This window comes from Staphylococcus felis, from assembly GCF_003012915.1.
In the GTDB taxonomy this organism is placed as follows: domain Bacteria; phylum Bacillota; class Bacilli; order Staphylococcales; family Staphylococcaceae; genus Staphylococcus; species Staphylococcus felis.
Genome location: NZ_CP027770.1, coordinates 140230 through 165157 on the forward strand (window position 1 = coordinate 140230; position 24928 = coordinate 165157).

Annotated in this window: 23 protein-coding genes, 1 tRNA gene and 1 pseudogene; 7 read left to right on the forward strand and 18 right to left on the reverse strand. The window is 34.9% G+C overall.

Annotated features, from left to right (window positions below; translation table 11 throughout):
• Positions 1 to 2: 2 nt before the first annotated feature.
• From C7J90_RS00720 to C7J90_RS00760, 9 genes are all read right to left on the reverse strand, one after another.
• Entirely contained in the window at positions 3 to 743 is a 741-nt protein-coding gene (locus tag C7J90_RS00720) for an alpha/beta hydrolase (RefSeq protein WP_103207144.1), read from the reverse strand.
• A gap of 98 nt (positions 744 to 841) precedes the next feature.
• Positions 842 to 1075, reverse strand: a complete 234-nt coding sequence (gene secG / locus C7J90_RS00725) for a preprotein translocase subunit SecG (protein ID WP_016424546.1) — start codon at positions 1073 to 1075, stop codon at positions 842 to 844.
• 69 nt (positions 1076 to 1144) lie between these two features.
• Positions 1145 to 1612, reverse strand: coding sequence for a hypothetical protein (locus C7J90_RS00730; RefSeq protein ID WP_103207145.1), 468 nt, complete (start codon positions 1610 to 1612; stop codon positions 1145 to 1147).
• 434 nt (positions 1613 to 2046) lie between these two features.
• Positions 2047 to 3351, reverse strand: a complete 1305-nt coding sequence (gene eno, locus C7J90_RS00735) for a surface-displayed alpha-enolase (RefSeq protein WP_103207147.1) — start codon at positions 3349 to 3351, stop codon at positions 2047 to 2049.
• A gap of 149 nt (positions 3352 to 3500) precedes the next feature.
• Positions 3501 to 5018, reverse strand: a complete 1518-nt coding sequence (gpmI, locus tag C7J90_RS00740) for a 2,3-bisphosphoglycerate-independent phosphoglycerate mutase (RefSeq protein WP_103207148.1) — start codon at positions 5016 to 5018, stop codon at positions 3501 to 3503.
• Between the two features lie 2 nt (positions 5019 to 5020).
• Entirely contained in the window at positions 5021 to 5782 is a 762-nt protein-coding gene (gene tpiA, locus C7J90_RS00745) for a triose-phosphate isomerase (protein ID WP_103207150.1), read from the reverse strand.
• Positions 5783 to 5852: 70 nt separating this feature from the next.
• Positions 5853 to 7043: a phosphoglycerate kinase gene (locus C7J90_RS00750; protein WP_103207151.1), complete on the reverse strand. Its 1191-nt coding sequence runs from the start codon at positions 7041 to 7043 to the stop codon at positions 5853 to 5855.
• Between the two features lie 126 nt (positions 7044 to 7169).
• Positions 7170 to 8177, reverse strand: a complete 1008-nt coding sequence (gene gap / locus C7J90_RS00755; RefSeq protein WP_103207153.1) for a type I glyceraldehyde-3-phosphate dehydrogenase — start codon at positions 8175 to 8177, stop codon at positions 7170 to 7172.
• Positions 8178 to 8236: 59 nt separating this feature from the next.
• Positions 8237 to 9253: a sugar-binding transcriptional regulator gene (locus tag C7J90_RS00760; protein WP_103207154.1), complete on the reverse strand. Its 1017-nt coding sequence runs from the start codon at positions 9251 to 9253 to the stop codon at positions 8237 to 8239.
• Positions 9254 to 9587: 334 nt separating this feature from the next.
• On the opposite strand from C7J90_RS00760, the gene C7J90_RS00765 reads away from it, so the two are divergent.
• Complete coding sequence (locus C7J90_RS00765) at positions 9588 to 9812, forward strand: hypothetical protein (RefSeq protein WP_103207155.1); 225 nt, start codon at positions 9588 to 9590, stop codon at positions 9810 to 9812.
• Between the two features lie 174 nt (positions 9813 to 9986).
• Here the strand turns inward: C7J90_RS00765 and C7J90_RS00770 are convergent, their stop codons facing one another.
• Positions 9987 to 10664 carry a DUF4887 domain-containing protein gene (locus C7J90_RS00770; RefSeq protein ID WP_103207157.1) on the reverse strand — a complete coding sequence of 226 codons (678 nt, stop codon included), beginning with the start codon at positions 10662 to 10664 and terminating at the stop codon, positions 9987 to 9989.
• A 552-nt stretch (positions 10665 to 11216) separates the two neighbouring features.
• Here C7J90_RS00770 and C7J90_RS00775 point away from each other — a divergent pair.
• Positions 11217 to 12119, forward strand: a complete 903-nt coding sequence (locus C7J90_RS00775) for a TIGR01777 family oxidoreductase (protein ID WP_103207158.1) — start codon at positions 11217 to 11219, stop codon at positions 12117 to 12119.
• A gap of 586 nt (positions 12120 to 12705) precedes the next feature.
• Here the strand turns inward: C7J90_RS00775 and C7J90_RS00780 are convergent.
• The 3 genes from C7J90_RS00780 to C7J90_RS00790 form a co-directional block, all read right to left on the reverse strand.
• Positions 12706 to 13850 (reverse strand): IS3 family transposase gene (locus C7J90_RS00780; protein ID WP_103209691.1). Its coding sequence is split into 2 segments (ribosomal slippage): positions 12706 to 13604 and positions 13604 to 13850, totalling 1146 coding nucleotides; the frame shifts between segments, so codons are not numbered across the junction.
• A gap of 214 nt (positions 13851 to 14064) precedes the next feature.
• A complete protein-coding gene (locus C7J90_RS00785) occupies positions 14065 to 14259 on the reverse strand; it encodes a hypothetical protein (protein WP_103209711.1) in 195 nt (64 codons plus the stop codon).
• Positions 14260 to 14368: 109 nt separating this feature from the next.
• Positions 14369 to 14854 carry a GNAT family N-acetyltransferase gene (locus C7J90_RS00790; RefSeq protein ID WP_103209709.1) on the reverse strand — a complete coding sequence of 162 codons (486 nt, stop codon included), beginning with the start codon at positions 14852 to 14854 and terminating at the stop codon, positions 14369 to 14371.
• 163 nt (positions 14855 to 15017) lie between these two features.
• Here C7J90_RS00790 and C7J90_RS00795 point away from each other — a divergent pair, with 163 nt between their 5' ends.
• Positions 15018 to 16526, forward strand: coding sequence for a M4 family metallopeptidase (locus tag C7J90_RS00795; protein ID WP_103209708.1), 1509 nt, complete (start codon positions 15018 to 15020; stop codon positions 16524 to 16526).
• A gap of 371 nt (positions 16527 to 16897) precedes the next feature.
• On the opposite strand, the gene kynU is transcribed toward C7J90_RS00795, so the two are convergent.
• The 3 genes from kynU to C7J90_RS00810 all read right to left on the reverse strand — a co-directional run bounded on the left by kynU (position 16898) and on the right by C7J90_RS00810 (position 19113).
• Entirely contained in the window at positions 16898 to 18181 is a 1284-nt protein-coding gene (gene kynU, locus C7J90_RS00800; protein ID WP_106465072.1) for a kynureninase, read from the reverse strand.
• A 368-nt stretch (positions 18182 to 18549) separates the two neighbouring features.
• A complete protein-coding gene (locus C7J90_RS00805) occupies positions 18550 to 18750 on the reverse strand; it encodes a cold-shock protein (RefSeq protein WP_103210290.1) in 201 nt (66 codons plus the stop codon).
• Between the two features lie 291 nt (positions 18751 to 19041).
• Positions 19042 to 19113 (reverse strand) — tRNA-Arg (locus C7J90_RS00810).
• Positions 19114 to 19263: 150 nt separating this feature from the next.
• Between C7J90_RS00810 and clpP the strand changes: the two genes are divergently transcribed.
• From clpP to C7J90_RS00830, 4 genes are all read left to right on the forward strand, one after another.
• Positions 19264 to 19854 carry an ATP-dependent Clp endopeptidase proteolytic subunit ClpP gene (gene clpP, locus C7J90_RS00815; RefSeq protein ID WP_103210288.1) on the forward strand — a complete coding sequence of 197 codons (591 nt, stop codon included), beginning with the start codon at positions 19264 to 19266 and terminating at the stop codon, positions 19852 to 19854.
• 121 nt (positions 19855 to 19975) lie between these two features.
• Positions 19976 to 20518 carry a helix-turn-helix domain-containing protein gene (locus C7J90_RS00820; protein WP_232618805.1) on the forward strand — a complete coding sequence of 181 codons (543 nt, stop codon included), beginning with the start codon at positions 19976 to 19978 and terminating at the stop codon, positions 20516 to 20518.
• A 23-nt stretch (positions 20519 to 20541) separates the two neighbouring features.
• Entirely contained in the window at positions 20542 to 21387 is an 846-nt protein-coding gene (locus C7J90_RS00825) for an IS3 family transposase (protein WP_244905080.1), read from the forward strand.
• Positions 21388 to 21638: 251 nt separating this feature from the next.
• A protein-coding gene (locus C7J90_RS00830; RefSeq protein WP_103209691.1) for an IS3 family transposase occupies positions 21639 to 22783 on the forward strand; the annotation gives its coding sequence in 2 pieces (ribosomal slippage) (positions 21639 to 21885 and positions 21885 to 22783; 1146 coding nt in all).
• 6 nt (positions 22784 to 22789) lie between these two features.
• On the opposite strand, the pseudogene ltrA reads toward C7J90_RS00830, so the two are convergent.
• Together ltrA and C7J90_RS00840 are read right to left on the reverse strand one after the other, a co-directional pair.
• Positions 22790 to 23815, reverse strand: a pseudogene (ltrA, locus tag C7J90_RS00835) (group II intron reverse transcriptase/maturase); the annotation flags it as partial.
• Between the two features lie 583 nt (positions 23816 to 24398).
• On the reverse strand, positions 24399 to 24887 hold the full coding sequence (locus tag C7J90_RS00840) for an Asp23/Gls24 family envelope stress response protein (RefSeq protein ID WP_103209233.1): 489 nt from the start codon (positions 24885 to 24887) through the stop codon (positions 24399 to 24401).
• Between the last annotated feature and the right edge of the window lie 41 nt (positions 24888 to 24928).

Consider the following 24928-nt stretch of genomic DNA (forward strand, 5'->3'; position numbering starts at 1 on the left):
GTTTAATTTGACCAATCTAATGTTTCTAAAAATTGAAATACCTCTTCAAACACTTTTTCCTTTTCTTTATCAATGGTAATCACATGACCTGAGTCATGATACCACGATAAATGTTTGTCATCTGACAACGCTTCATCGTAAATGATATTTGCAGAATCAGGATTGATCATGTCGTCCTTTTCAGATTGTATAACAAGTAAAGGCTCGACGACTTCATCTACTGCTTCACGCACACTTTGAATGGTTTGTTGAAGCTCTTTCAATGTATTTGTCGGATGAAACTGTTCCATTTCTTGATCAATGATTGCATCCGCCTTACCTTCGTATTTTTTGAAGTTTCGTGCATATTCCAATACACCTTCGTACATCGATCCTTCTGTCTTAATGTACATGGGTGTACACATAGTTACAATACCCTTTACACTGCGATTTAAGCTTAATTTAAGTGCAAAGACACCCCCTAATGATAGTCCAGCAACCGCAATTTCATCATAACCTTGTTCTACAAGATAATCATAGCCATCTAGAGCATCTTTGTACCACACGTGTGGGCTAGATTGTAGTATATTTTCAGGTGGTTCTGCATGCCCTTCATAATGTGGTGCATACGATGTGTAACCCTTTTTTTGGAGATAGCGCCCAAGTTGACGCACGTCTGAACTATTTCCAGTAAATCCATGCAATAGCAATACTGCACGACGTCCTTCTTCAAAAAAGAATGGTTTTGGTAGTTGTATTTTCATAACCTTAGTACGTCCTTTCAAAAAGCATATGGTTTCATTTTACCGATTTATTTCACACGTCACAAATAAAAAAGTCCGACTATAATATCGTCGGACTCTTACATGTTAAAATAACTAATACCTAACATTAATACAAAGAAAATAATCGATAGTACAATTGTCAATCTATGCAAAAATAAATCTACACCACGTTGCTTTTGTTTACCGAATAACTGTTCAGCGCCACCACTGATAGCACCTGATAAACCATTACTCTTACCTTCTTGTAGTAAAACAACCGTGATGAGTGCGATACAGTCAATAATCAGTAATACAACAAAAAATGTATGCATCAGATTGTCCTCCATTCATCATATACGAAAGATATTCTACCATAAGTTGTTTGATTTCTCAACAAACCGTTATCGATTAAATGTCGATTTTCGTTTAATACTCACTGTAACCATAAATATAACCATTACTAATGAGCCGATAACGACAAAGAAATAAGGAATAAGTGCAAAAAAGCTTTTAACATTAAAAATAGCTGCATATAAAATAGGTGGATATAATAAAGCGTTAAATATTTGCGAAATAAACACTGCCACTAAAAACCACCACAAATAAGGATGTTGAAATTTCATTGCGACAACACCTGAAGCGTAAGCTAAAATATACAGTATACCTGTATAACGAATACTATTGCTTATAGCGTTGATGGCACTTTCTGTTACGTTATTGCCTGAGTGCTTTAACATATAACTCACGACTTGATCATCTACAATAATCACTTGATGTATCACAAGTGCAACCGCAAATAAAAATGTCATAATGCCCAACAACTTACCTGTTTTTTCTGCTCTTATATCCGCTGTTAATTTTTGAGACATATTGGTTCTCCTTTTTACATAATCATTTCTTATTATAGCAGTTTCCTCGTTCGAATAAAATGAACATTAAATAGACACTTCAAACTTCTGGGCATCCTTTTATTACGAAAAACTATATTGTTGATAAAAAAACTCTCAGTCAAATTGAACTGGTCGCATTAAATTAAGAAGTTATGCAATAATGGATTGCTTAACGCCTTTTTCTGTGAATAAATATAGCACATTTGATTGTTTCCTAAGCCGAGACTTCTGGGGCGCCTAGAAAAGCGAGGCTTTATGGAACAATCAAATAAATGAAATTATTTATACACCAGTCCGATTTACTATAGAACCTAAAAAAATCGAGATAGAAATCTAATACATGCATTAGACTTCATATCTCGATTCCAATTCAAAGCTCACTTGAATGAATTCCAAACTTTAATTATAGCGATTTATTTTTCTAAGTTATAGAAAGATTTTAAACCTTCGTATTTAGCAGTTTCATATAATTCATCTTCAATACGTAACAATTGATTGTATTTCGCAATACGGTCTGTACGTGATAATGAACCTGTTTTAATTTGGCCTGCATTTGTTGCAACAGCAATGTCAGCGATTGTTGTATCTTCTGTTTCACCTGAACGGTGTGATACAACAGCAGTATAGCCCGCTTTTTGAGCCATTTCAATTGCTTCAAATGTTTCTGTCAATGTACCGATTTGGTTCACTTTAATTAAGATAGAGTTACCGATGTTTTCTTTGATACCTCTTGATAAAATTTCAGTATTTGTAACAAATAAGTCGTCACCTACTAATTGAACACGGTCACCGATACGATCCGTTAATAATTTCCAACCTTCCCAATCATTTTCATCCATACCATCTTCAATTGAAATAATTGGATATTTGTTTACAAGTTGCTCTAAGTAGTCAACTTGTTCTTCAGCTGAACGTTTCGCACCATTTTCGCCTTCAAATTTAGTGTAGTCATAAACACCATCTTCGTAAAATTCTGAAGCTGCACAGTCAAAACCAAGGAATACGTCTTTACCTGGTTCTAAGCCTGCTGCTTTAATTGCTTCGATGATTGTTTCAACACCATCTTCAGTACCTTCGAATTTTGGTGCAAAACCACCTTCGTCACCAACTGCTGTCACTAATCCGCGAGATTTTAAGATTTTAGCTAACGCATGGAATACTTCTGCACCCCAACGTAATGCCTCTTTAAATGTTTCTGCACCAACTGGTAAAATCATAAACTCTTGGAATGCAATCGGCGCATCTGAGTGTGAACCACCATTTACAATGTTCATCATTGGTGTTGGTAATACAGTTGAATTAAACCCACCTAAATATTTGTATAATGGTTGGTCTAATAAATCGGCTGCTGCACGCGCAACTGCAATCGATACGCCTAAAATCGCATTTGCACCTAATTTACCTTTGTTGTCTGTGCCATCTAATTGAATCATCATTTTATCGATTGATACTTGTTCTAAAACTGAGAACTCACCTTCAATTAATTCAGGCGCAATGATTTCATTAACATTCTCAACAGCTTTTTCGACACCTTTACCTAAGTAGCGTGATTTGTCACCATCACGTAACTCAACTGCTTCATGCTCCCCAGTTGAAGCGCCAGAAGGTACTAAAGCACGACCAAACGCGCCGCTTTCTGTTAATACTTCAACTTCTACAGTTGGGTTTCCACGTGAATCTAGTACTTCGCGAGCGTATACATCAGTAATAATTGGCATAATTTAAAATCTCCTTTTTAATTAAGATAATACCCTGCATATTGTGTATCAAGGTTAGCGCACTAGCATGCGCACTTTTATTTAAACCTTTTTACACAAGTTTCTTTCACTAATTATTATAACGAGTTTTTGTATTATCTGAAAGTTTTTTAATGTTTGATTAATGATTCGCCTGTCATATCTTCAGGCTGTTTAACACCTAGCAAATCGATTAGTGTTGGTGCTAAGTCACCTAGTCGTCCAGTTTCTCTCAATTCGATATTAGGCTTAGTTACGATAACTGGAACTGGGTTTGTCGTGTGTGTAGTCATCGGTTGATCATCCGCTGTTAAAACTTCATCTGAGTTACCATGATCAGCTGTAATAATGGCATGACCATCCATCTCAAGAATCTTATCAACAACTGCACCTAAGCACTCATCCACCGCTTCAATCGCTTTGATTGTTGGTTCTAACATTCCACTATGACCTACCATGTCTGGGTTCGCAAAGTTTAAGATAATAAGGTCTAAGTCACCTTTATTAAGCTCTTCTAACAATGCATCACGGACTTCGTAGGCACTCATTTCGGGCTTTAAGTCATATGTTGCTACTTTAGGTGAATCAATTAAACGACGACGCTCACCTTCAAATAGCTCATTACGTCCACCACTCATAAAATAAGTCACGTGTGGGTATTTTTCAGTTTCTGCAATTCTAAGTTGTGTCAGGTTATTATCTTGTGCTACTTCACCAATTGTATTTGTTAAGTCTACTTTTTCAAACACAATGTGTGCATCAACTTGATCGTTGTATTTTGTAAATGTCGCGTAGAATAAATCATCCACTTGCTCCACTTCAAAGCCGTCGAATGCTTTATTCGTAAAAATTTCTGATAATTGTGCAGCACGGTCTGGTCGGAAATTATAGAAAATGACTGCATCCCCGTCACTGACACCATTATTTTGACCTTGTACTACGAACGGTTCAACAAATTCATCTGTTAAACCTGCTTCATAGTTCGCTTCCACACCAGCTCGAGCAGAAGTATATTTCACATCACTAAAGTTGCGAATCGCATCATATGCTTTGTGCTCACGATCCCAGCGTTTATCACGGTCCATTGCATAGTAACGACCAGCAACAGAGGCAAATTGACCAACACCAATAGCTTCAAATTGTTGTTCAGTCTCATCAATGTACGTCAATGCCGATTTTTGATCCACATCACGACCGTCTAAAAATGCATGAACATACACCTTTTCCAAGCCTTTTTGTTTAGCTAATTTTAAAATAGCAAATAGGTGTTTGTAGTGACTGTGTACACCGCCATCAGATAAAAGACCGAAAACATGCAATGCTGAATGATTTTTTAAAGCATGGTCTATGGATTGATTTAAAACGTTGTTATCAAAGAAATCTCCATCTTCAATTGCTTTGTTAATGCGCGTTAAACTTTGATAAACAATGCGTCCAGCGCCAATATTCATATGTCCAACTTCTGAGTTACCCATTTGTCCCTCTGGAAGTCCGACATCTAAGCCACTTGCCTCTATTTGAGTCGTCGGATACATCTCATAATAACGATCAAAATTAGGCTTATGTGCTAATTTAACAGCATTCCCGTGAGTCTCTTCACGATTTGCAAAACCATCTAGAATAATAAGTGCTGTCGGTTTTTTTGCCATAATTATTTTGCACCTTCTAACAATTGAACATAATCTTCCACTTTAAGTGATGCGCCACCTACTAATGCACCATCGATATGCTCTTTTGCCATGTATTCTTTAATATTGTTAGGTTTTACGCTACCACCGTACTGAATTCGAACTGCTTGAGATACTTCGTCACTTGTTAATTGAGCAATAGTTTGGCGTACTGCTTGGCACATCTCATTAGCATCTTTAGCTGTTGATGATTTACCAGTACCGATTGCCCAAATTGGTTCATAAGCAATAACAACACGCTTAATTTGGTCGTCTGATAACCCTTCTAGTGCTTTTTGAACTTGACCTTCAACGATTTCATTTGCTTTACCATTTTCACGTTCTTCATCTGTTTCACCAACGCAAATAATAGGCGTCATGTTATGATTAAACACTGCATGTGCTTTCTTATTAATGTCTTCGTCTGTTTCATGGAAAAGTTCACGTCGTTCTGAGTGCCCAATCACAACATATTGAACCCCAAGATCTTCTAACGCGACCGGTGATGTTTCACCTGTAAATGCACCACTGTCTTCAAAGTACGTATTTTGTGCTCCGATTTTCAAACCAGACGCTACACCTTCTTTTGTCAGTGAAATCAACGCATCTAATTGAATTGTAGGCGCACAAATTACTGACTCCACCTCTTCTGTATCTGGCAACGCTGGTAAAGATTGAACAAATTCTTTCGCTTCTTTAACAGTTTTATTCATTTTCCAGTTACCTGCAATAATTGGTTTTCTCAATCCAAACACTCCTTATTTATACTCATACGTATACTTGCAATTTTTTATTCCTAGTTTTAACACATTGACTTTATTGATTTGCGATGGCTTTAATACCTGGTAATGCTTTACCCTCTAAGTACTCTAATGATGCACCACCACCAGTAGAAATATGTGTAAAGTCTTCTTCAAAACCGAGTTGCATAGCCGCTGCAGCTGAATCTCCTCCGCCAATAATCGTAGTGGCATCTTTAAGATCTGCAATTGCTTCACATACACCGATTGTACCTTGGGCAAAATTACTGAATTCAAATACACCCATCGGTCCATTCCATACGACTGTGTTTGCGCCTTCAAGTTGCTTTTTAAATAATGCAACTGTTTCAGGTCCAATGTCCATTGCTTCCTCATCTTCTGGAATTGCATCAATTGAAACAGTAGAGATATCTGCATCATTTGAAAATTCTTTCGCAACCTTTGCATCAACTGGTAAGACAATTTGATCTCCAGCTCTCTCTAATAAATCTTTTGCAAAGTCAATCTTATCCGCTTCTAATAATGACAGACCAATTTCTTTGCCTTGCGCTTTTAAGAATGTATATGCCATTCCGCCACCGATTAATACTTTGTCTGCAATTTTAAGTAAGTTTTCAATCACACCGATTTTGTCTGATACTTTTGCACCACCCAAAATGGCAACAACCGGTTTGTTTGGATTGTCAACAACACCACCGATAAACTTGATTTCTTTTTCCATTAAAAAGCCAGCAACAGCTTCAACATTTGATGCGATACCAACGTTTGATGCATGCTCACGGTGAGCCGTACCGAACGCGTCATTTACAAAAATATCTCCAAGTGACGCCCAGTATTGTCCTAATTCTTTATCATTTTTAGACTCTTTTTTACCATCTACATCTTCAAAACGCGTATTTTCAAACATGAGCACATCGCCTTCATTTAAACCTTTAATGGCGTTTTCTAATTTTTCACCGCGCGTTTCAGGAATAAATGTTACATCTTGTCCTAGTTTTTCTGATAAACGCTTTGCAACGGGTGCTAAAGTTAATTTCTCTTTATCACTTTCTTCTTTCACTTTACCTAAGTGTGAGAATACAACAACTTTACCACCTTGCTCAATAATATACTGTAAAGTTGGTAATGCTTGAACAATACGGTTATCATTTGTGATTTCGCCGTCTTTCATCGGGACGTTAAAGTCAGCACGTACAAGCACGACTTTCCCTTTTAATTCAACATCTGTTACATCTTTTTTTGACATGATAAAGCCCCCTTAAAATCGTAGTGTCTAAAAAAGGCGGAGAAGCGATTGTGCCCCTCCGCCTACTACAAGCTACTAGTTAGTTAGAAGCACATATAGTACTTTCATAACTTATTATAAATGATATTACTTAGCGTGACTTGCTAAATATTCTAAAGTACGAACTAATTGTGCAGTATATGACATTTCATTGTCATACCAAGAAGCAACTTTAACGAGTTGACGATCGCCTACTGTCATAACACGCGTTTGTGTCGCATCAAATAATGCACCGAATGTCATACCAATAACGTCTGATGATACAATTTCATCTTCAGTGTAACCAAATGATTCGTTTGTCGCATCTTTCATAGCTTGGTTTACTTCTTCTACTGAAACTTCTTTATCTAATACAACTGTTAATTCTGTTAAAGAACCTGTTGCAACTGGAACACGTTGTGCACCACCATCTAATTTACCAGCAATTTCAGGAATAACAAGGCCGATTGCTTTAGCTGCACCAGTTGAGTTAGGAATAATATTTTCAGCAGCAGCACGTGCACGACGTTTGTCACCTTTTCTGTGTGGTGAGTCTTGCGTATTTTGGTCACCTGTATAAGCGTGAATTGTAGTCATTAAACCTTCAACGATACCAAATTGATCGTGTAATGTTTTAGCTACTGGTGCTAAAGAGTTTGTTGTACATGATGCACCAGAAACAACTGTTTCAGATCCGTCTAATTCTTCGTGGTTTACGTTGAATACGATTGTTTTAAGATCACCTTTAGCTGGTGCTGAAATTAATACTTTTTTAGCACCTGCTTCGATATGTGCTTCAGCTTTATCTTTATCAGTGAAGAAACCTGTACATTCTAATACAACATCTACACCAAGTTCTTTCCAAGGTAAGTTTTTAGGTTCTGGTTCTGAGAATGATTTCACTTCTTTACCATTTACTCGGAAACCACCATCAATTACCTCAACTTCTTCAGTAAAACGTCCTTGCATAGTGTCATATTTTAAAAGGTGTGCAAGCATGTCGTCGTCAGTTAAGTCGTTAACAGCAACTACCTCGATATTTTCAGATTCTTGAATTCTTCTAAATGCTAAACGTCCTATTCTTCCAAATCCGTTAATTGCTACTTTTACTGCCATGTTAATGGCCTCCTTTAAATGATATTTAAAAAGTGAAGTCACTTTTTATATAATATTTTTTATTTCTCGGTTATCATTTTTGCTGCTGCTTCATCTGTAATTAAGATGGTATTTTTAGGTGCTATCTGCAAGTATGCTTTAATTGCACAACCTTTAGATGAACCACCTGCTACAGCAAAAATATGTGGTTTTGATTGGACTTCTTCAAGTTGAATCCCAATCGTTTTTACTTTGTGAACAATATTACCTTCTTGATCAAAATAATATCCAAAGGCTTCACCTGTTGCATGATGATGTTGAATTTTATCAATCACTTCTTTTGACGATTGTCTTCTTTTCGCCATTTTCAGCGCATCACCAATACCGTGAATAATAAACTGTGACTCTCTAATTCGATTCAATGTTTGAACGACAGACGGTTCACTTAACAAGTTATCATATGTTTTGTCACTCACTTGCTCTGGTACGTAAAGTGTCGTGTAGCTTCCATTTGTATGTTTCGCCATAGACGAGCATATCGTATTGGCTTGAAAAACAACATTTTCACCTAAACCGCCACGTGCTGGAACGAATAAGACCTCATATGGTAACGGAGACATCGATTCACTCACTGATGCCATTGTAGATCCTCCTGTTACAGAGACAATAGCATGCTTGTGTAATCTCTTCTCAAGCGATTGTCCAGCAACTCGTCCAATTTCAACTTTAACATTCGAATCTATATCACTATCACCAGGCACAACATATACTTCTTTAATATCGTATTGATGTTTAATTAATTGTGCTAAATGATGGTAATCAGAATACTGATTAAAATATTCATTGAGTTGATGCACGATATCAATACCTTCTGAAGTAAGTGTCATACCAGTTGATTTGACTAGTATGAGTCCTTGTGTTTTGAGCAAATCTGTTTCAGAACGCAACACCCGTTCTGTCAGTTTCAAAACATCACTTAAAGTACGTCTTCCGACAGGTTGAAGTTGTTGGATAGTCGTCAAAATCGAGTAACGACGATACATTTTGTCTATCAAGTCAGGCACGATTTTTTGTTGTACTTGAATCATATATTTCAAGTTGCAGGCCTCCTTAATAGTGAACAAGATGGTCATCATTAAGCCAAGGTGTGACATTTTAAGTCCCAATGACTTTAAAAAAATTTAACTTGCTTACAAATACATCATACAACCTTTAACGTTAAAATGCAAGTCAAAAACTACCCCACTTTAAATCGTCGCTGGTCATTTAATGTCCAACTTAACACGATGACGCGTCTCTGAAATGACACTTGTAACTGTTCACTATTATTATACACTTGATTACCTTTTTTTAAACATTTCAAATCAAATATTTGATTAACACTTATAACTACTATAAATTGAATTTAACATGTTCAAATGAGGTGATACTATGCGAAATCAAGACCCTGAAGTCATCACTCCTGATGACCCAAGATACCGAAATCCAGATGATTTTAAACACTCACATTCAAATCGCGAGCAATTTCAAAATAGACCAGGTCAATTTCATTATAAAGCTGTCGGATGTGCCCCTATAGGCTGCTTTCCTGGTTGCTTACTGTCTATCTTATTATCCATTATACTTACGATACTACTCAATCTATGGTTATGGTGAACCTCAAAATACAAAAATGACAAGAAGTTAGGAGAATCATTTACTCATATGAAAATTCTCAACTTCTTGTCTAACCCCTCGCACAGCACAAGTGAATTTTGATAAAAATCCAACCTACATATATTTATGACAAAAATGCTTTATTCCATTTTACATTTTAAACACAGTCCACTTTTATCGATTGTTTTCACCTGATTGATTTCGTTGTTGTGATTCCGCTGTACGATTGGATTGCGGTTGTTGTCCAGTTTGATTTTGAGGTGTTGGTACTTCTTGTGTTACTTGAGATGATGATTGATTCTGTTCAGTTGAGGGTGCCGGTCTCTGCTCAGTTGCTTGATCTGTTTGCGCCCTATTTCTTCCCTCTTCTGAACTCGACTCATTTGAAGGCTTTTCTACACTTTTTTCTTCAGTCGATGTTTCCTCTTCTTTAGCACGCTCTTCAGTCCGCTCTCGTGGCTCATTCGATTGTTGTGTATTATTTTGATTTGTATTCATTTGACGGCGTTGTTGATTGATTCTATTCGCTTCTTCTGCTTGAATAGAGGCTTCTTGTGAGCGCTTTGCTTCTTCAATACTCTGAATTCTTTCTCTTTCTTCACGTGCTTTTCTCTCTTTTTCTTTTTGAATTTGCTCATCACGCTTTTTTTGTTGCTCTTCTATAGATTTATCTCTAAGTCTTTCTTCACTTTTATGGGATTGATCTACAAATGAGAAAATAGCAAACACTAAACCACCTAGCAATATGATTAACACCACTATACTTAGACAACCTGTTAGTTTTTTCTTGCTTTTTGAGTCACCATCTCCTCTATAATTAGGACCTTGGTTATTTCTATTTGGGTACGCCATAACTTCCCCCCACTTTAATGTATATATTAATTTATTATAACAACACTTCTACTCGAAAGTGTCATAAAATGTTTCAGATTCATTGTTAAACTACCCTTTTTTCTATATAAACAATCTTATTTTATCTCATTCTCATAGTTTAAAATCACGTCTATAAAGGAATATATAGTCATAATGAAAATTTAAAGGAGAGATTAACTTGAAGCGTATTGTAAATATGATTGTTCGTTTACTCATTTATAGGGGGATTGGCAAATTGATTCGTCGCTTTCTAAATCAACGTGAAAATAAAAATTCAAATTCTTAAGTGGTTATACAAAAAGATAAGGTCTGAATGCTGCATCATTCAGACCTTTACTAAAGGGAGTCAAAATAACCTTCGTTGTGTATTATGGGGTATACTTTTTAATTAAGAGATGTTTTATCTATTTCGAAGGTACTTATATTATAACGCAGTTTGTGAAAAAATAAACATAATAAATCTATTTTATATTGACTATTTATTGACCGTTTTATGTCAAAATATTGAACTGAAAGAGAGGCATCAGATACATGACAAATTATTTAATAAGCGGCGGAACTGGAATGGTAGGACGCCATCTCGTTAACACATTAATTCAAAACAATACGAATCACGTTTATATTCTTTCACGTCAATCTCATCAGTCTGATAATACTCAAGTGTCCTATATCAACTGGCACGAAACGAACTGGGAAACAAAAGTCCCTAACATTGATGTTGTCATCAACTTAGCCGGCGCTACACTTAATAAACGATGGACGAAAGAACATAAACAACTCATGATGACAAGTCGCCTTCAGTCTACTAGAGCACTTTATGAATTATTTAAAAATAGAACACAAAAACCTTCTATTTTATTTAACGCAAGTGCCATGGGGTATTATCCACCCTCTCATACGACTGTGTATACAGAACAGTTTAAAACGTTACCTCATGATATCTTGTCAGAAATTGTATATCAGTGGGAAAGACAAGCAAGTTATTTTGAAAGTTTAGGAACACGTGTTATTTACGGTCGATTTGGTCTTATTTTGTCCCAAGAAGGGGGTGCTTTACCTATGATTCAAATGCCATATCAATTCATGGTCGGTGGCAAAATAGGTAGTGGTAAGCAACCTTATTCATGGATTCATATCGACGATTTAGTACGTGCTATCCTCTTTTTAATTGACAATCCGAATGCATCAGGACCATATAATTTGACTGCGCCTTTACCAGAAGCGCAAAATCAATTTGGTAAAATTTTAGGAAAAGTACTAAATAAGCCTCATTATACTTATGTACCAGCGCTTATAATGCGATTAACACTTGGAGAAATGTCAAAACTTGTTTTAGATACTCAACATGTATTACCCGAACGTTTAACACACGAAGGATTCCGATTTGAATATCCAACTTTAGAAAGTGCTCTGAACAATTTATACCATTCATAGAAAGCCATTTAAAACTAGACCTTGACTGATTCTGTTACAAAGTCAGAAACATATAGCTAAGTATTAAATTAACATATGTTATGTTCTTAATTGGACAACTTGTAACTCATTTCATGGCATGGTGAAAAGCCATAGATCTGAAGAGACCTACGTTTTTATAAACTCTTTGTCAAATAGTACTATGTGTAAAAATATAGAGGCTAAAACATAAATCTTAAAATAAACAGCGCTAAGATGATTTTAACCAAAATGCGTCTTAGCGCTTCCTTTTATGATAAAACTTTATATGATATGACTTTGCTTTCCGAGGGGACAGCAACTAAAAAAGACCCTCTGTATCAGTTTGATTTTAGTATTTATTCCTTCAAGTGCACCATTAGTCAAATGACTATATACAAAAGTGTCTTTTTTTTAAAGTATTTTAATGCAAAATTACATGTATATCACGTCGTATTGTTGGCGAGATGCCTGAGGGAATAGGATGAGCGTCGAGACCGCGGCTCGACCCATCCCCTAGGAAATGCGAGCCAAACAATACGAATGATTGATAAAAGAAAAACTTTTGGCTCTTCATATGGTTGGTATGTCAACAGATTTCTAGACAGTTTTTATAGAAACTATCTTTGTACGCTTTCGGCGTCAGATAATTTAATGCACTATGAGGTCGAATGTTGTTATACCAATTAACATAATCAAACAATTCGAGTTTTAAGTGATTAATAGATTTAAAATCATACTGTTTAATGAATTCAGTTTTTAACGCTTTAAATGTACTTTCAGCTACTGCGTTGTCATATGGACATCCTTTCATGCTTAAAGATCTTTTGATACCAAAGGTATCTAGTACATCATCAATCATGTGATTATCAAACTCTTTTCCTCTGTCAGTGTGAAACATTTGTACGTCTCTTAAATCGTGTCTAATGCTACTAAGTGCCTTGGATACAAGCGTGCTATCTTTCTTTGAGCCTGCGCTATGCCCAACAATCTCACGGTTAAAAAGATCAATAAATAAACATATGTAATGCCATTTTCCAGCCACTTTTACATATGTCAAATCACTGACAAGAACTTCCAATGGTTCTTTTCTATTGAAACTTTGATTTAATTCATTATTGATTTCGCGTTCACTTGAGCGAGAAGGAAATGATTTATACTTCGATGTCGTATAAGAAGATACTAATTTATTTGCTTTCATAATGCGTCCTATACGTCGTCTTGAGACATTTAAACCATTTTTGATAAGTTCATTTTTAATCCTTCTTGTTCCAAAACATTTGCGATTAGAATTGAAAATCTCGATAATTTTATCGCTAATTTCCTTATCTCGATCATCTTTTTCAACGTTGGGTGATTTGTTAATTTCGTAATAGTAACTACTTCTAGAGATTTGCAGGACTTTGCACATTGCTGATACTGAATATTTATTGGCATTCTTTCGAATGACATCTATTTTCGTCCCATGATCAGCGCTGCTTGCTTTAAAATATCATTTTCCATTTTCAATTGTTGATTTTCTTTACGTAATTTTCTTAGTTCTTTTTCTTCATTAGTTAAGTTATCTTGATGGTTAAATGAACCAGTATTTTGATGTTGCTTAATCCATTTCCCTAACGCCGAAGGTGTTAAATCATATTCACGAGCAATTTCATTTCTAGGCTTACCATTTTCATAAAGCTTTACCATTTGTAATTTAAATTCAGGACTAAAAGTTCTTCTTTCTCTTGTCATAAAAATCGCCTACTTTCTTAATTTAACAATATCTATTCTCATAGAATTTGTCCAACTAAGTGTAGACGATTCATGGTTTTAAAAGGAGTTTCCAGTAACGCTTATACTTATTGTACAGACGCTTTTCAATCACTTTGAAACTGTTCATAACTATCACGCGAGTCATACTTAAGGCTTAATTTAAATCCTAAATAATATAGAGCCTATAATAATGTTAGTTTAATACATTACCTATTATAACTAGACCTATTCCACAAATGATGAATAATAATATACAAATAACAGGAGCTACAAATGATCGAGAATCAGCAGCTTTAGTCAACTCATATACTAACAAACTTATTGCCGCTAAAGGAAATACTACTATGCCGATACCAAATAAAGTACCTAAGATTTCTAAAATTTTCATGAAAATCACCTCGCTTTAATACTAATATATAGTGATAGTATACTTCTTTGATTATTTATATCTGAAATAGTCCATATAATATTTCTTTTTGTCACTTTGTTTTTAATGCTTACAAAAATTTTTGAAGGAATACAAGATCTAACCATCGATCAAATTTATGTGCCACTTCCTTTATTACACCAACTTCAACAAAGCCATACTTTTGATGTAACGCAAAACTACCTGAATTGCTAGAATCAATACCTGCGATTAATGTATGATAGCCTTTTTCTTTTGCCTCTTTAATCAAGCGCTCTAATAGTTGTGATGCAATCCCTTTTTGTCTATCTGAAGCACGTACGTATATGGAATGCTCAACTGTGTATTTATATAGTGGCCACGCTCTAAATGGACCATACGTTGCAAATCCGGCAACACGCCCTTCCTCTTCATAAACAAAGATAGGTATCTGCTGAACCTCTTTTTGCCTCATCCATGACCGTCTTTCTTCCATTGTACTGAGCTCATCTGTATAGACTGCTGTAGTATTGGCAATAGCGTCATTATAAATATCCAAAATCTCCGGTAAATCCTGTTCCTTTATTAAACGTATCATAGGCCTCTCCTTTTTAGTTACTGAATATCACTTTATTTACAACTTACTAATTGTGAATTTAAATCATTATGTTATATTACGCTATTTATTTATTTTGTTATATTTAATATATTTCTCTTATAATTATGATATATTTAATTAAATATTATTAGGAGGTTTTTTAATGTTCAAAAAATTATGTTTAAGCTCATTAGTATTAAGTTCTATTATCATTTTCAAAACACCTTCATCTTTTGCGAGTTCTATCACACCTCAAGAAGACTTACATGTTCGTAACCATAGCGATGTTATTAAAGTAGTTAAACAAGTTGTATCACAGCAACAAACAAAAAGTAAATCCCCTTCTTTTAGTATTGAAAACATTGAGACAGACCCACTGAATTACACACACTACACACTTTACCCAAAATATGATAAACATCTTGCAACAGATAAAGAAATCAAAGTACATGTCAATCCTAAAGGAAAAGTTATCCTTATTAATGGTGACTTTGAAGTCTCAACAGTTCGTCCAAGCAATCAAATCAAACTCTCCAAAGAAGAAGCATTAAATCGGGCATTCAAAAGTATCAAAATGAATCGTAAACAAGCTTCAAACGGAGAGAACCAAGTCGTTCAATCTAACCAAGCAGTCATTAATACAGATCAAGAAAAATATATTTATGACATTGAGTTAATTACACTTCACCCAAGTCCAAGTCATTGGCACATTCAAGTCAATGCTGATAATGGCGCTATCATTGAAAAAACCAACCTCATACAATCAGCTGATACAATTGGAACAGGCGTTGGTGTTCGTGGGGATGAAAAACCAATTCATATCAATAAAACAAGCGATGGTTATCGTCTGGAAGATATCTCACGACCATCTACTTTATCCGCTTATCGTCTTGACACATCAACAGGTATCGCTAAAATCATTAAAGATACTGATACACGTTTTGATGCCCCAACTCAACGTGCTGGCGTAGATGCTAATGTATATGCAGGACAAGTCTATGATTATTTTAAAAATACGTTTAACCGCAATTCTTACGATGATAACGGGAGTCCTATTATTTCTATAACACATGTCAATCAATTTCAAGGGGTTAATACGACTAACAATGCCGCATGGATTGGCGACAAGATGATATATGGTGATGGTGACAATTCGACTTATCTTGGTTTTTCAGGCGCCAATGATATTATTGCACATGAATTAACGCATGGTATTACACAAGAAACAGCAAATCTTGATTATAATAATCAACCAGGTGCACTCAATGAGAGCTTCTCTGATGTATTCGCGTATTTTATTGACTTTGAGGATACTTTGATTGGAGAAGATATTTATAAATATCCATCTCCAAAAAAAGCGCTCAGAAGTATGGAAAATCCAACGTTATATAACCAGCCCGCACATATGAATCAATACGTACGAACAAATCAAGATTCAGGCGGCGTTCATGCCAATTCAGGTATTCCTAACAAAGCCGCATACTTAACAACTCAAAAATTAGGCAAATCCAAGGCGGAGCAGATATACTACCGTGCACTTACAAATTATATTACCTCAAACGCACAGTTTATTGATGCTAAGCATGCCTTGGAACAATCAGCGCTTGATTTATATGGTCAAGAAGCAAAACAAGCTGTTACAGCTTCATGGGATGCAGTCGGTGTTAAATAGTCAGTATAATGTTATGTCTTAATTTCCTTTAAACATAATCGTCTGTCATAATAATCGAGCAGATATATGACCGTTATTTGACCATTCTATCACTCGGTATACTTACACTTCCTTATACGAGAGCCCATGCGTAAACAAAACAAACGCTACAAGGTGGATTCATAATGTAGTCCATACTTGTAGCGTCTTTTTGTTGCGATAACGCTATCATTCTTTCTTAACTTCTTGAATGATGACGATACTTCTTGCGAGTCTAATCATCGCGTTGCACTATCGTAGCCTATTATTGAACATTTTATATTTTGTTCCAAGCTTTATCCAATGTTTAAAGATAAGCTGTCTGGTTCTAATTATGTGGTCACGTCCTTTAATTAAGTCACTAATCCTCGATGGTTGCTGTAATTTTTATATTTCTCATTTTTAACACTATCTAACAATATTTGAATGACCTTATAAACATCTATATATGAGTTGTATAGGGCTACTGGCGCCATTCTTATGATATTGGGTTCTCTAAAATCTACTGTAACTTTTGAGTCCTTAAGTACTTGAGAAATTCTATAGGCCTCTTCATGTATTAGACAAACGTGTCCTCCACGATTTTCTGATTCTCTTGGATTGCCTATAGTAAACCCGTACTTTGATAGTGTTTCATCGGTTAAATACATCATATAATCAGTCATTTTTAAGGATTTTTTTCTTATCTCTTCAATTCCAACTTTTTCAAATATACTTAACGCCCCTTCTAAAGGAGCCATCGAGAGTAGACTAGGCGTTCCTATTTGCCAACCTGATGCATTTTTTTCATGCTCGAATTGATTTTTGAGTTGAAATTGCGTTTCATTTTTATTTCCAAACCAACCTGACAATCCCGGTGTTTTATCAAAGTGTCGTTGATTGATATATAGTCCTGCTATCGATCCAGGGCCACCATTTAAATACTTATATGTACACCATACTGCAAAGTCTGGAGATATGGATTCAAAATTGATTGGTATCGCACCTATAGCATGACAAAGATCCCATCCTATTAAAATATTTCTTTTCTTAGCTTCTTTTGTCACCTTATTAATATCTAAAATTTGCGAATTACTATAAAGTACCAATGGCAAAAACACAAGTGCAACATCATCTGTCATGGCATCAATGATATCATCTTCATAAATAAATTGACCATCACGACTTTTGACTAATTTAACTGCATCTTTAGGATCCAGTCCTTTTAATTGAACTTGACTATCAATGGCATATTTATCTGTTGGAAAATTAAGATCATCAATTAATATCTTATATTTAGAATGCGTAGGTTTATACAGCGTGCTAATGGCTTGATGTATATTAGATGTTGTACTTCCAACTATCGCTACCTCTTCAGGCATAGCACCAACTAGCGGAGCCATTTTTGCAGCTAGATTGTTCGAATAGTTGAAATACTTATTATTTTTTATATTCCATAACCCTACACATTCCTTTTTCCATATTTCAAGTATTTCATCTAAAGTTTCACTAGCTTCCTTTGATTTAAGACCTAGAGAGTTGCCACACATATATATTTCTTCTTCATTTATAAAAAAATGCTCTCTCCATTTACCTAATGGATCTATTTTGTCTAGATGAATTGCATATAGCTCATTTTTCTCAAATTTATAGTGCATCGTTATAGCTCCTCAAAAAACTTTTATATTAGTAAAGCGTTATAATAAATCAAAATGTTTATTTTAAATGGGTTTAATATCATAAATATTTGTAAATACCACCTACCATTCTACAATAACTATCGCTCCGAACAATACTAAACGATCCATTTCTCTCCAATTGAAGTATATTAATATTTATATATCAACTTCCTTCGCATTATTTTGCAAGTGATTTTTATTATTATACGCGAGGGTTTTCATTTTTTGAAATAATATATAAAAAGAATCGATTAAGTAAAATGATTTTACTTAACCGATTCTTTGTTTTAGCTAGTCATTATGTCCTAGCTTCATCTATATAGTTATATATTCAGTACGTTTTTAAATTACATTTTAACAACGTTAGACGCTTGATCACCACGGTCACCTTGAACGATGTCAAAGTCAACGTTTTGACCTTCTTCTAAAGTTTTGTATCCATCGCCAACGATAGCTGAGAAGTGCACGAATACATCGTCCCCATCTTGACGCTCGATAAATCCAAAACCTTTTTCTGCGTTAAACCATTTTACTGTTCCACTATACATAAGAATACCTCCATGTGCGAATTGCACGTTATATTTGTAAATAAATGCTTTAATCAAAAGGAGTTATTCTTAAAATAAACTACAATTTAATTCTCGAGCTTTAAATACTATAACCATCACTATACGCTCATATGGGTCTTTTGTAAAGTAAAATCTGTCGTTTATAAACATTCAACTTATTTATTGCCTCATCTTTGCTAAAAAAAATTGCGTGTTGTCCCATTAAAAACATCACACAATAAAGTTCTAATCAATTCGAAACATTTTTAAACACACTAAAAAACTAAATAGCCCCCTCGAGAGGAATCGAACCTCTATTATAAGAACCGGAATCTTACGTGTTATCCATTACACTACGAGGGGTGAATTTAAAAACTAACATTTATTTTATCGCGCAATTTATCATTGGTCAAATATTGAAATAATCTTTATTTGTAAGCATAATTTTTTGACCATTTTTGACTTTTAAGTTAAAATAAACTCATACAAAAGATATTTAGGAGGAAATCTAATATGAATTTAATTCCTACAGTTATTGAAACAACTAATCGCGGAGAGCGCGCATATGATATTTATTCACGTTTATTAAAAGACCGTATTATTATGTTAGGCTCTGCAATTGATGACAACGTTGCAAATTCTATCGTATCACAACTTTTATTTTTACAAGCACAAGATGCCGAGAAAGACATCTATCTCTACATTAACTCACCAGGTGGCAGTGTCACGGCAGGCTTTGCAATTTATGATACGATTCAACATATTAAACCTGATGTTCAAACCATCTGTATTGGAATGGCCGCTTCAATGGGATCATTCTTATTAGCTGCTGGTACTAAAGGTAAACGTTTTGCTTTACCAAATGCTGAAGTTATGATTCACCAACCACTTGGTGGCGCTCAAGGGCAAGCAACTGAAATTGAAATTGCTGCAAACCACATCCTAAAAACACGTGCGAAATTAAACAAAATTTTATCTGAACGTACAGGTCAACCGATTGAAAAAATCGAAAAGGACACAGATCGTGATAACTTCTTAACAGCAGAAGAAGCCAAAGAATATGGCTTAATCGATGAAGTGATGGAACCCGAACATTTATCATAATGATAGATAAAGCGTCTGGGACATCAATCCCAAAATAACAGCGTAGAGATGATTCATGATTGAATCTGATGTGCACCCCAAAAGTTGGACTAAAAAATCTAACTTTATGGGGTGCATTTTTATGGGTAAACATTATAAATTTGAAATCAAGTTAAAAATAGTTCAGGAATATTTAAATAGTAGTTTAGGATATGAGAAATTAGCTAAAAAATATAGTATATCTCATTATTCTATACTTCAAAGATGGGTTAACCAGTATTTGGAATTTGGACCAAAAGGATTAGATAAAAAATTGCAGAATAAAGAATATACTAGAGATTTTAAAGTATCTGTTTTAAGATTTAGACAAGAAAATAAATTGTCTTATCGAGAAACAGCCAATCACTTTAAAATTTCTAATCCAGCTATGTTAGCCGTTTGGCAGCGTAAATTTAATGAAGAAGGTATTCTCGGTTTAGACAATAAACAGAGAGGACGTCCTTCTAAAATGAAAAGAAAGCAGACAAAAGTTAAACCAGATAATCATTTACCATTAAAAGAAGATGAACGCGAAGAATTAGAAAGACTTAGAAATGAAAATGAAATGTTGAAAGCAGGTATCGCTTATCAAAAAAAGTTACAACGCTTGACCCAACATTACGGAAGCAAACATCCGAAAAAGTAAAGGTCATTAAAGAATTACATGAAATGTATCAATTTGGGTTAAGCCTTCTGTTTGAAGTTACAGAAATAGCTAAATCCGTGTACTACTACTGGCTTGAACGTTTCAAAAAACCTAAAAAAGATATAGATATAGTTGAATCTATTAAGCAAATTTGTAAAGAAAGTGATTATACTTATGGTTATCGTCGAGTTACTCAAGCATTGGCTAATAAAGGAATGACAGTCAATCATAAGAAAGTAAGACGAATTATGAAAGAACACCATTTAACATGTACGAAATTTAAGCATAAAACAAGAAAATACAATTCTTATAGAGGAACTATAGGTAAAGTAGCTAAAAATATATTAAAACGTCGTTTTAATACAGATCGACCTTATCAAAAAGTGGTTACAGACATTACAGAATTTAAATTACGCGATGGAACAAAGGCCTATTTATCACCTTTTATGGACTTATATAACTTGGAAATCTTAAGTTATCGTATATCAAAGCGTCCTACTATAGATATTGTTATTGAACCTTTAACTGAATTACTAGCAATGAGACCGCAACTTTTTTATCGAATGACAATTCATTCAGATCAAGGATGGCATTATCAAAATAGAAACTATATTGAGTCATTAAAAGAACATGATGTATTTCAAAGTATGTCTAGAAAAGGCAATTGCTTAGATAATGCCTCAATGGAAAACTTCTTTGGGTTATTAAAGCAAGAAATGTATTATGGACAATCATTTGAAACATTCCAAGAATTAGAACAATCAATTCAAAAATATATCAATTTTTATAACAATACAAGAATTAAAGCAAAATTAAAAGGCTTGTCTCCTACACAATATAGGAAACAAACCTTTGAAATTGTATACTAAACCAAAGTACAACTTTTGGGGTTCAGTACAATCATCTCTACGCTTTTCTTTTATCAATCATTCGTATTGTTTGGGCTCTCAGTCAAATTGGACTGGTCGCATTAAATTAAGGCGTTATGCAATAATGGATTGCTTAACGCCTTTTTCGTTGTGTGATCATAAAGTCTTGAACATTAATTGAATCGTCTACACTTAGTTGGACAAATTCTATGAGAATAGATATTGTTAAATTAAGAAAGTAGGCGATTTTTATGACAAGAGAAAGAAGAACTTTTAGTCCTGAATTTAAATTACAAATGGTAAAGCTTTATGAAAATGGTAAGCCTAGAAATGAAATTGCTCGTGAATATGATTTAACACCTTCGGCGTTAGGGAAATGGATTAAGCAACATCAAAATACTGGTTCATTTAACCATCAAGATAACTTAACTAATGAAGAAAAAGAACTAAGAAAATTACGTAAAGAAAATCAACAATTGAAAATGGAAAATGATATTTTAAAGCAAGCAGCGCTGATCATGGGACGAAAATAGATGTCATTCGAAAGAATGCCAATAAATATTCAGTATCAGCAATGTGCAAAGTCCTGCAAATCTCTAGAAGTAGTTACTATTACGAAATTAACAAATCACCCAACGTTGAAAAAGATGATCGAGATAAGGAAATTAGCGATAAAATTATCGAGATTTTCAATTCTAATCGCAAATGTTTTGGAACAAGAAGGATTAAAAATGAACTTATCAAAAATGGTTTAAATGTCTCAAGACGACGTATAGGACGCATTATGAAAGCAAATAAATTAGTATCTTCTTATACGACATCGAAGTATAAATCATTTCCTTCTCGCTCAAGTGAACGCGAAATCAATAATGAATTAAATCAAAGTTTCAATAGAAAAGAACCATTGGAAGTTCTTGTCAGTGATTTGACATATGTAAAAGTGGCTGGAAAATGGCATTACATATGTTTATTTATTGATCTTTTTAACCGTGAGATTGTTGGGCATAGCGCAGGCTCAAAGAAAGATAGCACGCTTGTATCCAAGGCACTTAGTAGCATTAGACACGATTTAAGAGACGTACAAATGTTTCACACTGACAGAGGAAAAGAGTTTGATAATCACATGATTGATGATGTACTAGATACCTTTGGTATCAAAAGATCTTTAAGCATGAAAGGATGTCCATATGACAACGCAGTAGCTGAAAGTACATTTAAAGCGTTAAAAACTGAATTCATTAAACAGTATGATTTTAAATCTATTAATCACTTAAAACTCGAATTGTTTGATTATGTTAATTGGTATAACAACATTCGACCTCATAGTGCATTAAATTATCTGACGCCGAAAGCGTACAAAGATAGTTTCTATAAAAACTGTCTAGAAATCTGTTGACATACCAATAAATTCTCTGATAAAACCTCTACCAAAGTAATTTATCCAGCCTCTCGTCACTTGGTTAATTTCAGTGATAATGTCTTTAAAGGTACCGGGTCTATTTCGTTTCGTTATTTTCCTTAAGACGCGTATTAAATTTCTTTTTGCTTCCGTAGTCGGTCTGAAACGACAAACCCCATTTACCTTGGTTATTAGACAACTCAAGAACTTTAAACGTGTGACTGCTCCTATTCTGCTTTTATCTTCATTGACAGCCAACTTCAGTTGCTTTTCAATGAATTTCGTTACACTCATCATTACGCGTTCACCTGCACGTTTTGTCCGTACAAAGATGACAAAGTCATCTGCATAGCGTACAAACCGGTGTCCACGCTTTTCGAGTTCTTTATCCAGTTCATGTAGATAGATATTACATAGTAAAGGAGAGATAACGCCCCCTTGTGGTGCACCTATCTTTCTTTCTGCGACTTCGCCAGATAGGTCAATGGCACCTACTTGTAAACTTCTACGGATAAATGTTGAAATTGACTTATCTTGAACATGGCGTTCGAACAAATACATCAGCTTATCATGATTTAACATGTCAAAGCACTGTTTCAAATCACAATCCACGGCTATTTTATAGCCCTCTTCGTAGTAAATAGCGCATTGCTTAAGTGCTGTTCCTGTGCTACGATTAGGTCTGAAACCATGGCTATGATTCGAAAATGTTCGGTCGATGCTGGGTTCAATCACTTGTTTAATCGCTTGTTGTATTACCCTGTCTCTAGCGACAGGGATACCAAGCACACGCATTTTCCCATTTGGTTTGGGAATTTGCACTTTTCGAACTGCTTGAGGTTGGTATGTGCCTTCAAGCAGTTTTTTCGTTATCTGTGAAAAGTACTGCGCAAAGTGAGCACGAAGTTCACTGACTTTCATGCCGTCAATTCCAGGAGCACCTTTGTTTTTCTTAACTTTCTTGATAGCTTTTTCTATGTTGTCTGGTCTTACAACAAGCTCCATCAATGATGGAGACTTACGATACATTTCTTTCATTTCACCTAAGATTTACTGTACACACTTATGTATTCTTTTTTTTCGTTCCACTACTTATCCTTCCATAAGCTGCCGATTAAACCGTATTCTGTACGTCGTAAATCTATAACCTCCAATCTTTACTTTGTATTGAATATTGTTCAGTCCTTCGGTACATTTTCCCTACTATGACTTCTGCTGACTTCTCATCATTCGTTGTTACTACGGTAGAGTACCGCTGATGAGACCTCCCCGGGTAAGATGTAACCTCTTTCCACTCATGCCACCGCATCATTTACTATATAGAACTCGGGTAGTATTGGACTTTATCTTGTTCTGCAGATTCATCCATTCTACATAGCCTTGTATGATGTTTCTGTTCGTCAGTGCGAGTGTTTGCGTCCGACTTCCTTCAGATTCCACTTCGCAATGGACACCCTTGTCTTTCGCTAACAGTTCCTACTACCAAGCCTGTAACGGACTTTCACCGTCAAGATGTTACCCATGCCGGGCGCACGGAAAAGCGTAGAGGTGATTCAATCATGAACCATCTCTACGCTATATTTTGGGATTGATATCCCAAACTCTTTTAGAATTATTGTAATCCTTTATTTTCGTTATTGTCTTTATTTTTTTGATTTTTTTGTTGCCATTCTTTAAGTGTCATCACGTCATCAACTTGCATGTTCACTTCAACAACTTCTAAACCAGTAATGTGCTTCACTTGTTCTTTAATAAGTTCAGTGACTTTACGGAAGATTTTTGGTGCTGATTCACCATATTCTAAGATCACTTTTAAGTCGATTGCAGCTTGTTTTTCACCAACTTCAGCGCTTACACCTTGTGTTACATTGTTACCACTAGTGAATGAACCGCTAATGCTATCTACAAAGCCGCCTTTCATATCAAGAATACCTTTAACTTCGCGAGCTGCGATACCTGCGATTTTTTCAACGACTTCATCAGAGAATGTTAAGCTGTTTTTGAACTCAGGTTGTTGAGATTCACGTTCTTGACGTTCTTTCTCATTTACACCTGTTTGATTGTTGTATGATTCTTTCACGTTATTGTTTTCAGTTGCCATAGTCAAAAACTCCTTTTAAATAATTTTAGATCGCAAAACTT

What these genes read in the sequence shown, in the direction of transcription:
- C7J90_RS00775 (WP_103207158.1), top strand. Translation starts at nt 11,217, where the DNA reads ATGACAAATTATTTAATAAGCGGCGGAACTGGAATGGTAGGACGCCAT.
- C7J90_RS00820 (WP_232618805.1), top strand. Translation starts at nt 19,976, where the DNA reads ATGGGTAAACATTATAAATTTGAAATCAAGTTAAAAATAGTTCAGGAA.
- kynU (WP_106465072.1), bottom strand. Translation starts at nt 18,181, where the DNA reads ATGCACTATAAATTTGAGAAAAATGAGCTATATGCAATTCATCTAGAC.
- C7J90_RS00840 (WP_103209233.1), bottom strand. Translation starts at nt 24,887, where the DNA reads ATGGCAACTGAAAACAATAACGTGAAAGAATCATACAACAATCAAACA.
- C7J90_RS00750 (WP_103207151.1), bottom strand. Translation starts at nt 7,043, where the DNA reads ATGTCAAAAAAAGATGTAACAGATGTTGAATTAAAAGGGAAAGTCGTG.
- C7J90_RS00765 (WP_103207155.1), top strand. Translation starts at nt 9,588, where the DNA reads ATGCGAAATCAAGACCCTGAAGTCATCACTCCTGATGACCCAAGATAC.
- C7J90_RS00785 (WP_103209711.1), bottom strand. Translation starts at nt 14,259, where the DNA reads ATGAAAATTTTAGAAATCTTAGGTACTTTATTTGGTATCGGCATAGTA.
- C7J90_RS00795 (WP_103209708.1), top strand. Translation starts at nt 15,018, where the DNA reads ATGTTCAAAAAATTATGTTTAAGCTCATTAGTATTAAGTTCTATTATC.
- gap (WP_103207153.1), bottom strand. Translation starts at nt 8,177, where the DNA reads ATGGCAGTAAAAGTAGCAATTAACGGATTTGGAAGAATAGGACGTTTA.
- C7J90_RS00825 (WP_244905080.1), top strand. Translation starts at nt 20,542, where the DNA reads ATGTATCAATTTGGGTTAAGCCTTCTGTTTGAAGTTACAGAAATAGCT.
- C7J90_RS00770 (WP_103207157.1), bottom strand. Translation starts at nt 10,664, where the DNA reads ATGGCGTACCCAAATAGAAATAACCAAGGTCCTAATTATAGAGGAGAT.
- eno (WP_103207147.1), bottom strand. Translation starts at nt 3,351, where the DNA reads ATGCCAATTATTACTGATGTATACGCTCGCGAAGTACTAGATTCACGT.
- C7J90_RS00790 (WP_103209709.1), bottom strand. Translation starts at nt 14,854, where the DNA reads ATGATACGTTTAATAAAGGAACAGGATTTACCGGAGATTTTGGATATT.
- C7J90_RS00720 (WP_103207144.1), bottom strand. Translation starts at nt 743, where the DNA reads ATGAAAATACAACTACCAAAACCATTCTTTTTTGAAGAAGGACGTCGT.
- secG (WP_016424546.1), bottom strand. Translation starts at nt 1,075, where the DNA reads ATGCATACATTTTTTGTTGTATTACTGATTATTGACTGTATCGCACTC.
- C7J90_RS00805 (WP_103210290.1), bottom strand. Translation starts at nt 18,750, where the DNA reads ATGTATAGTGGAACAGTAAAATGGTTTAACGCAGAAAAAGGTTTTGGA.
- gpmI (WP_103207148.1), bottom strand. Translation starts at nt 5,018, where the DNA reads ATGGCAAAAAAACCGACAGCACTTATTATTCTAGATGGTTTTGCAAAT.
- C7J90_RS00730 (WP_103207145.1), bottom strand. Translation starts at nt 1,612, where the DNA reads ATGTCTCAAAAATTAACAGCGGATATAAGAGCAGAAAAAACAGGTAAG.
- clpP (WP_103210288.1), top strand. Translation starts at nt 19,264, where the DNA reads ATGAATTTAATTCCTACAGTTATTGAAACAACTAATCGCGGAGAGCGC.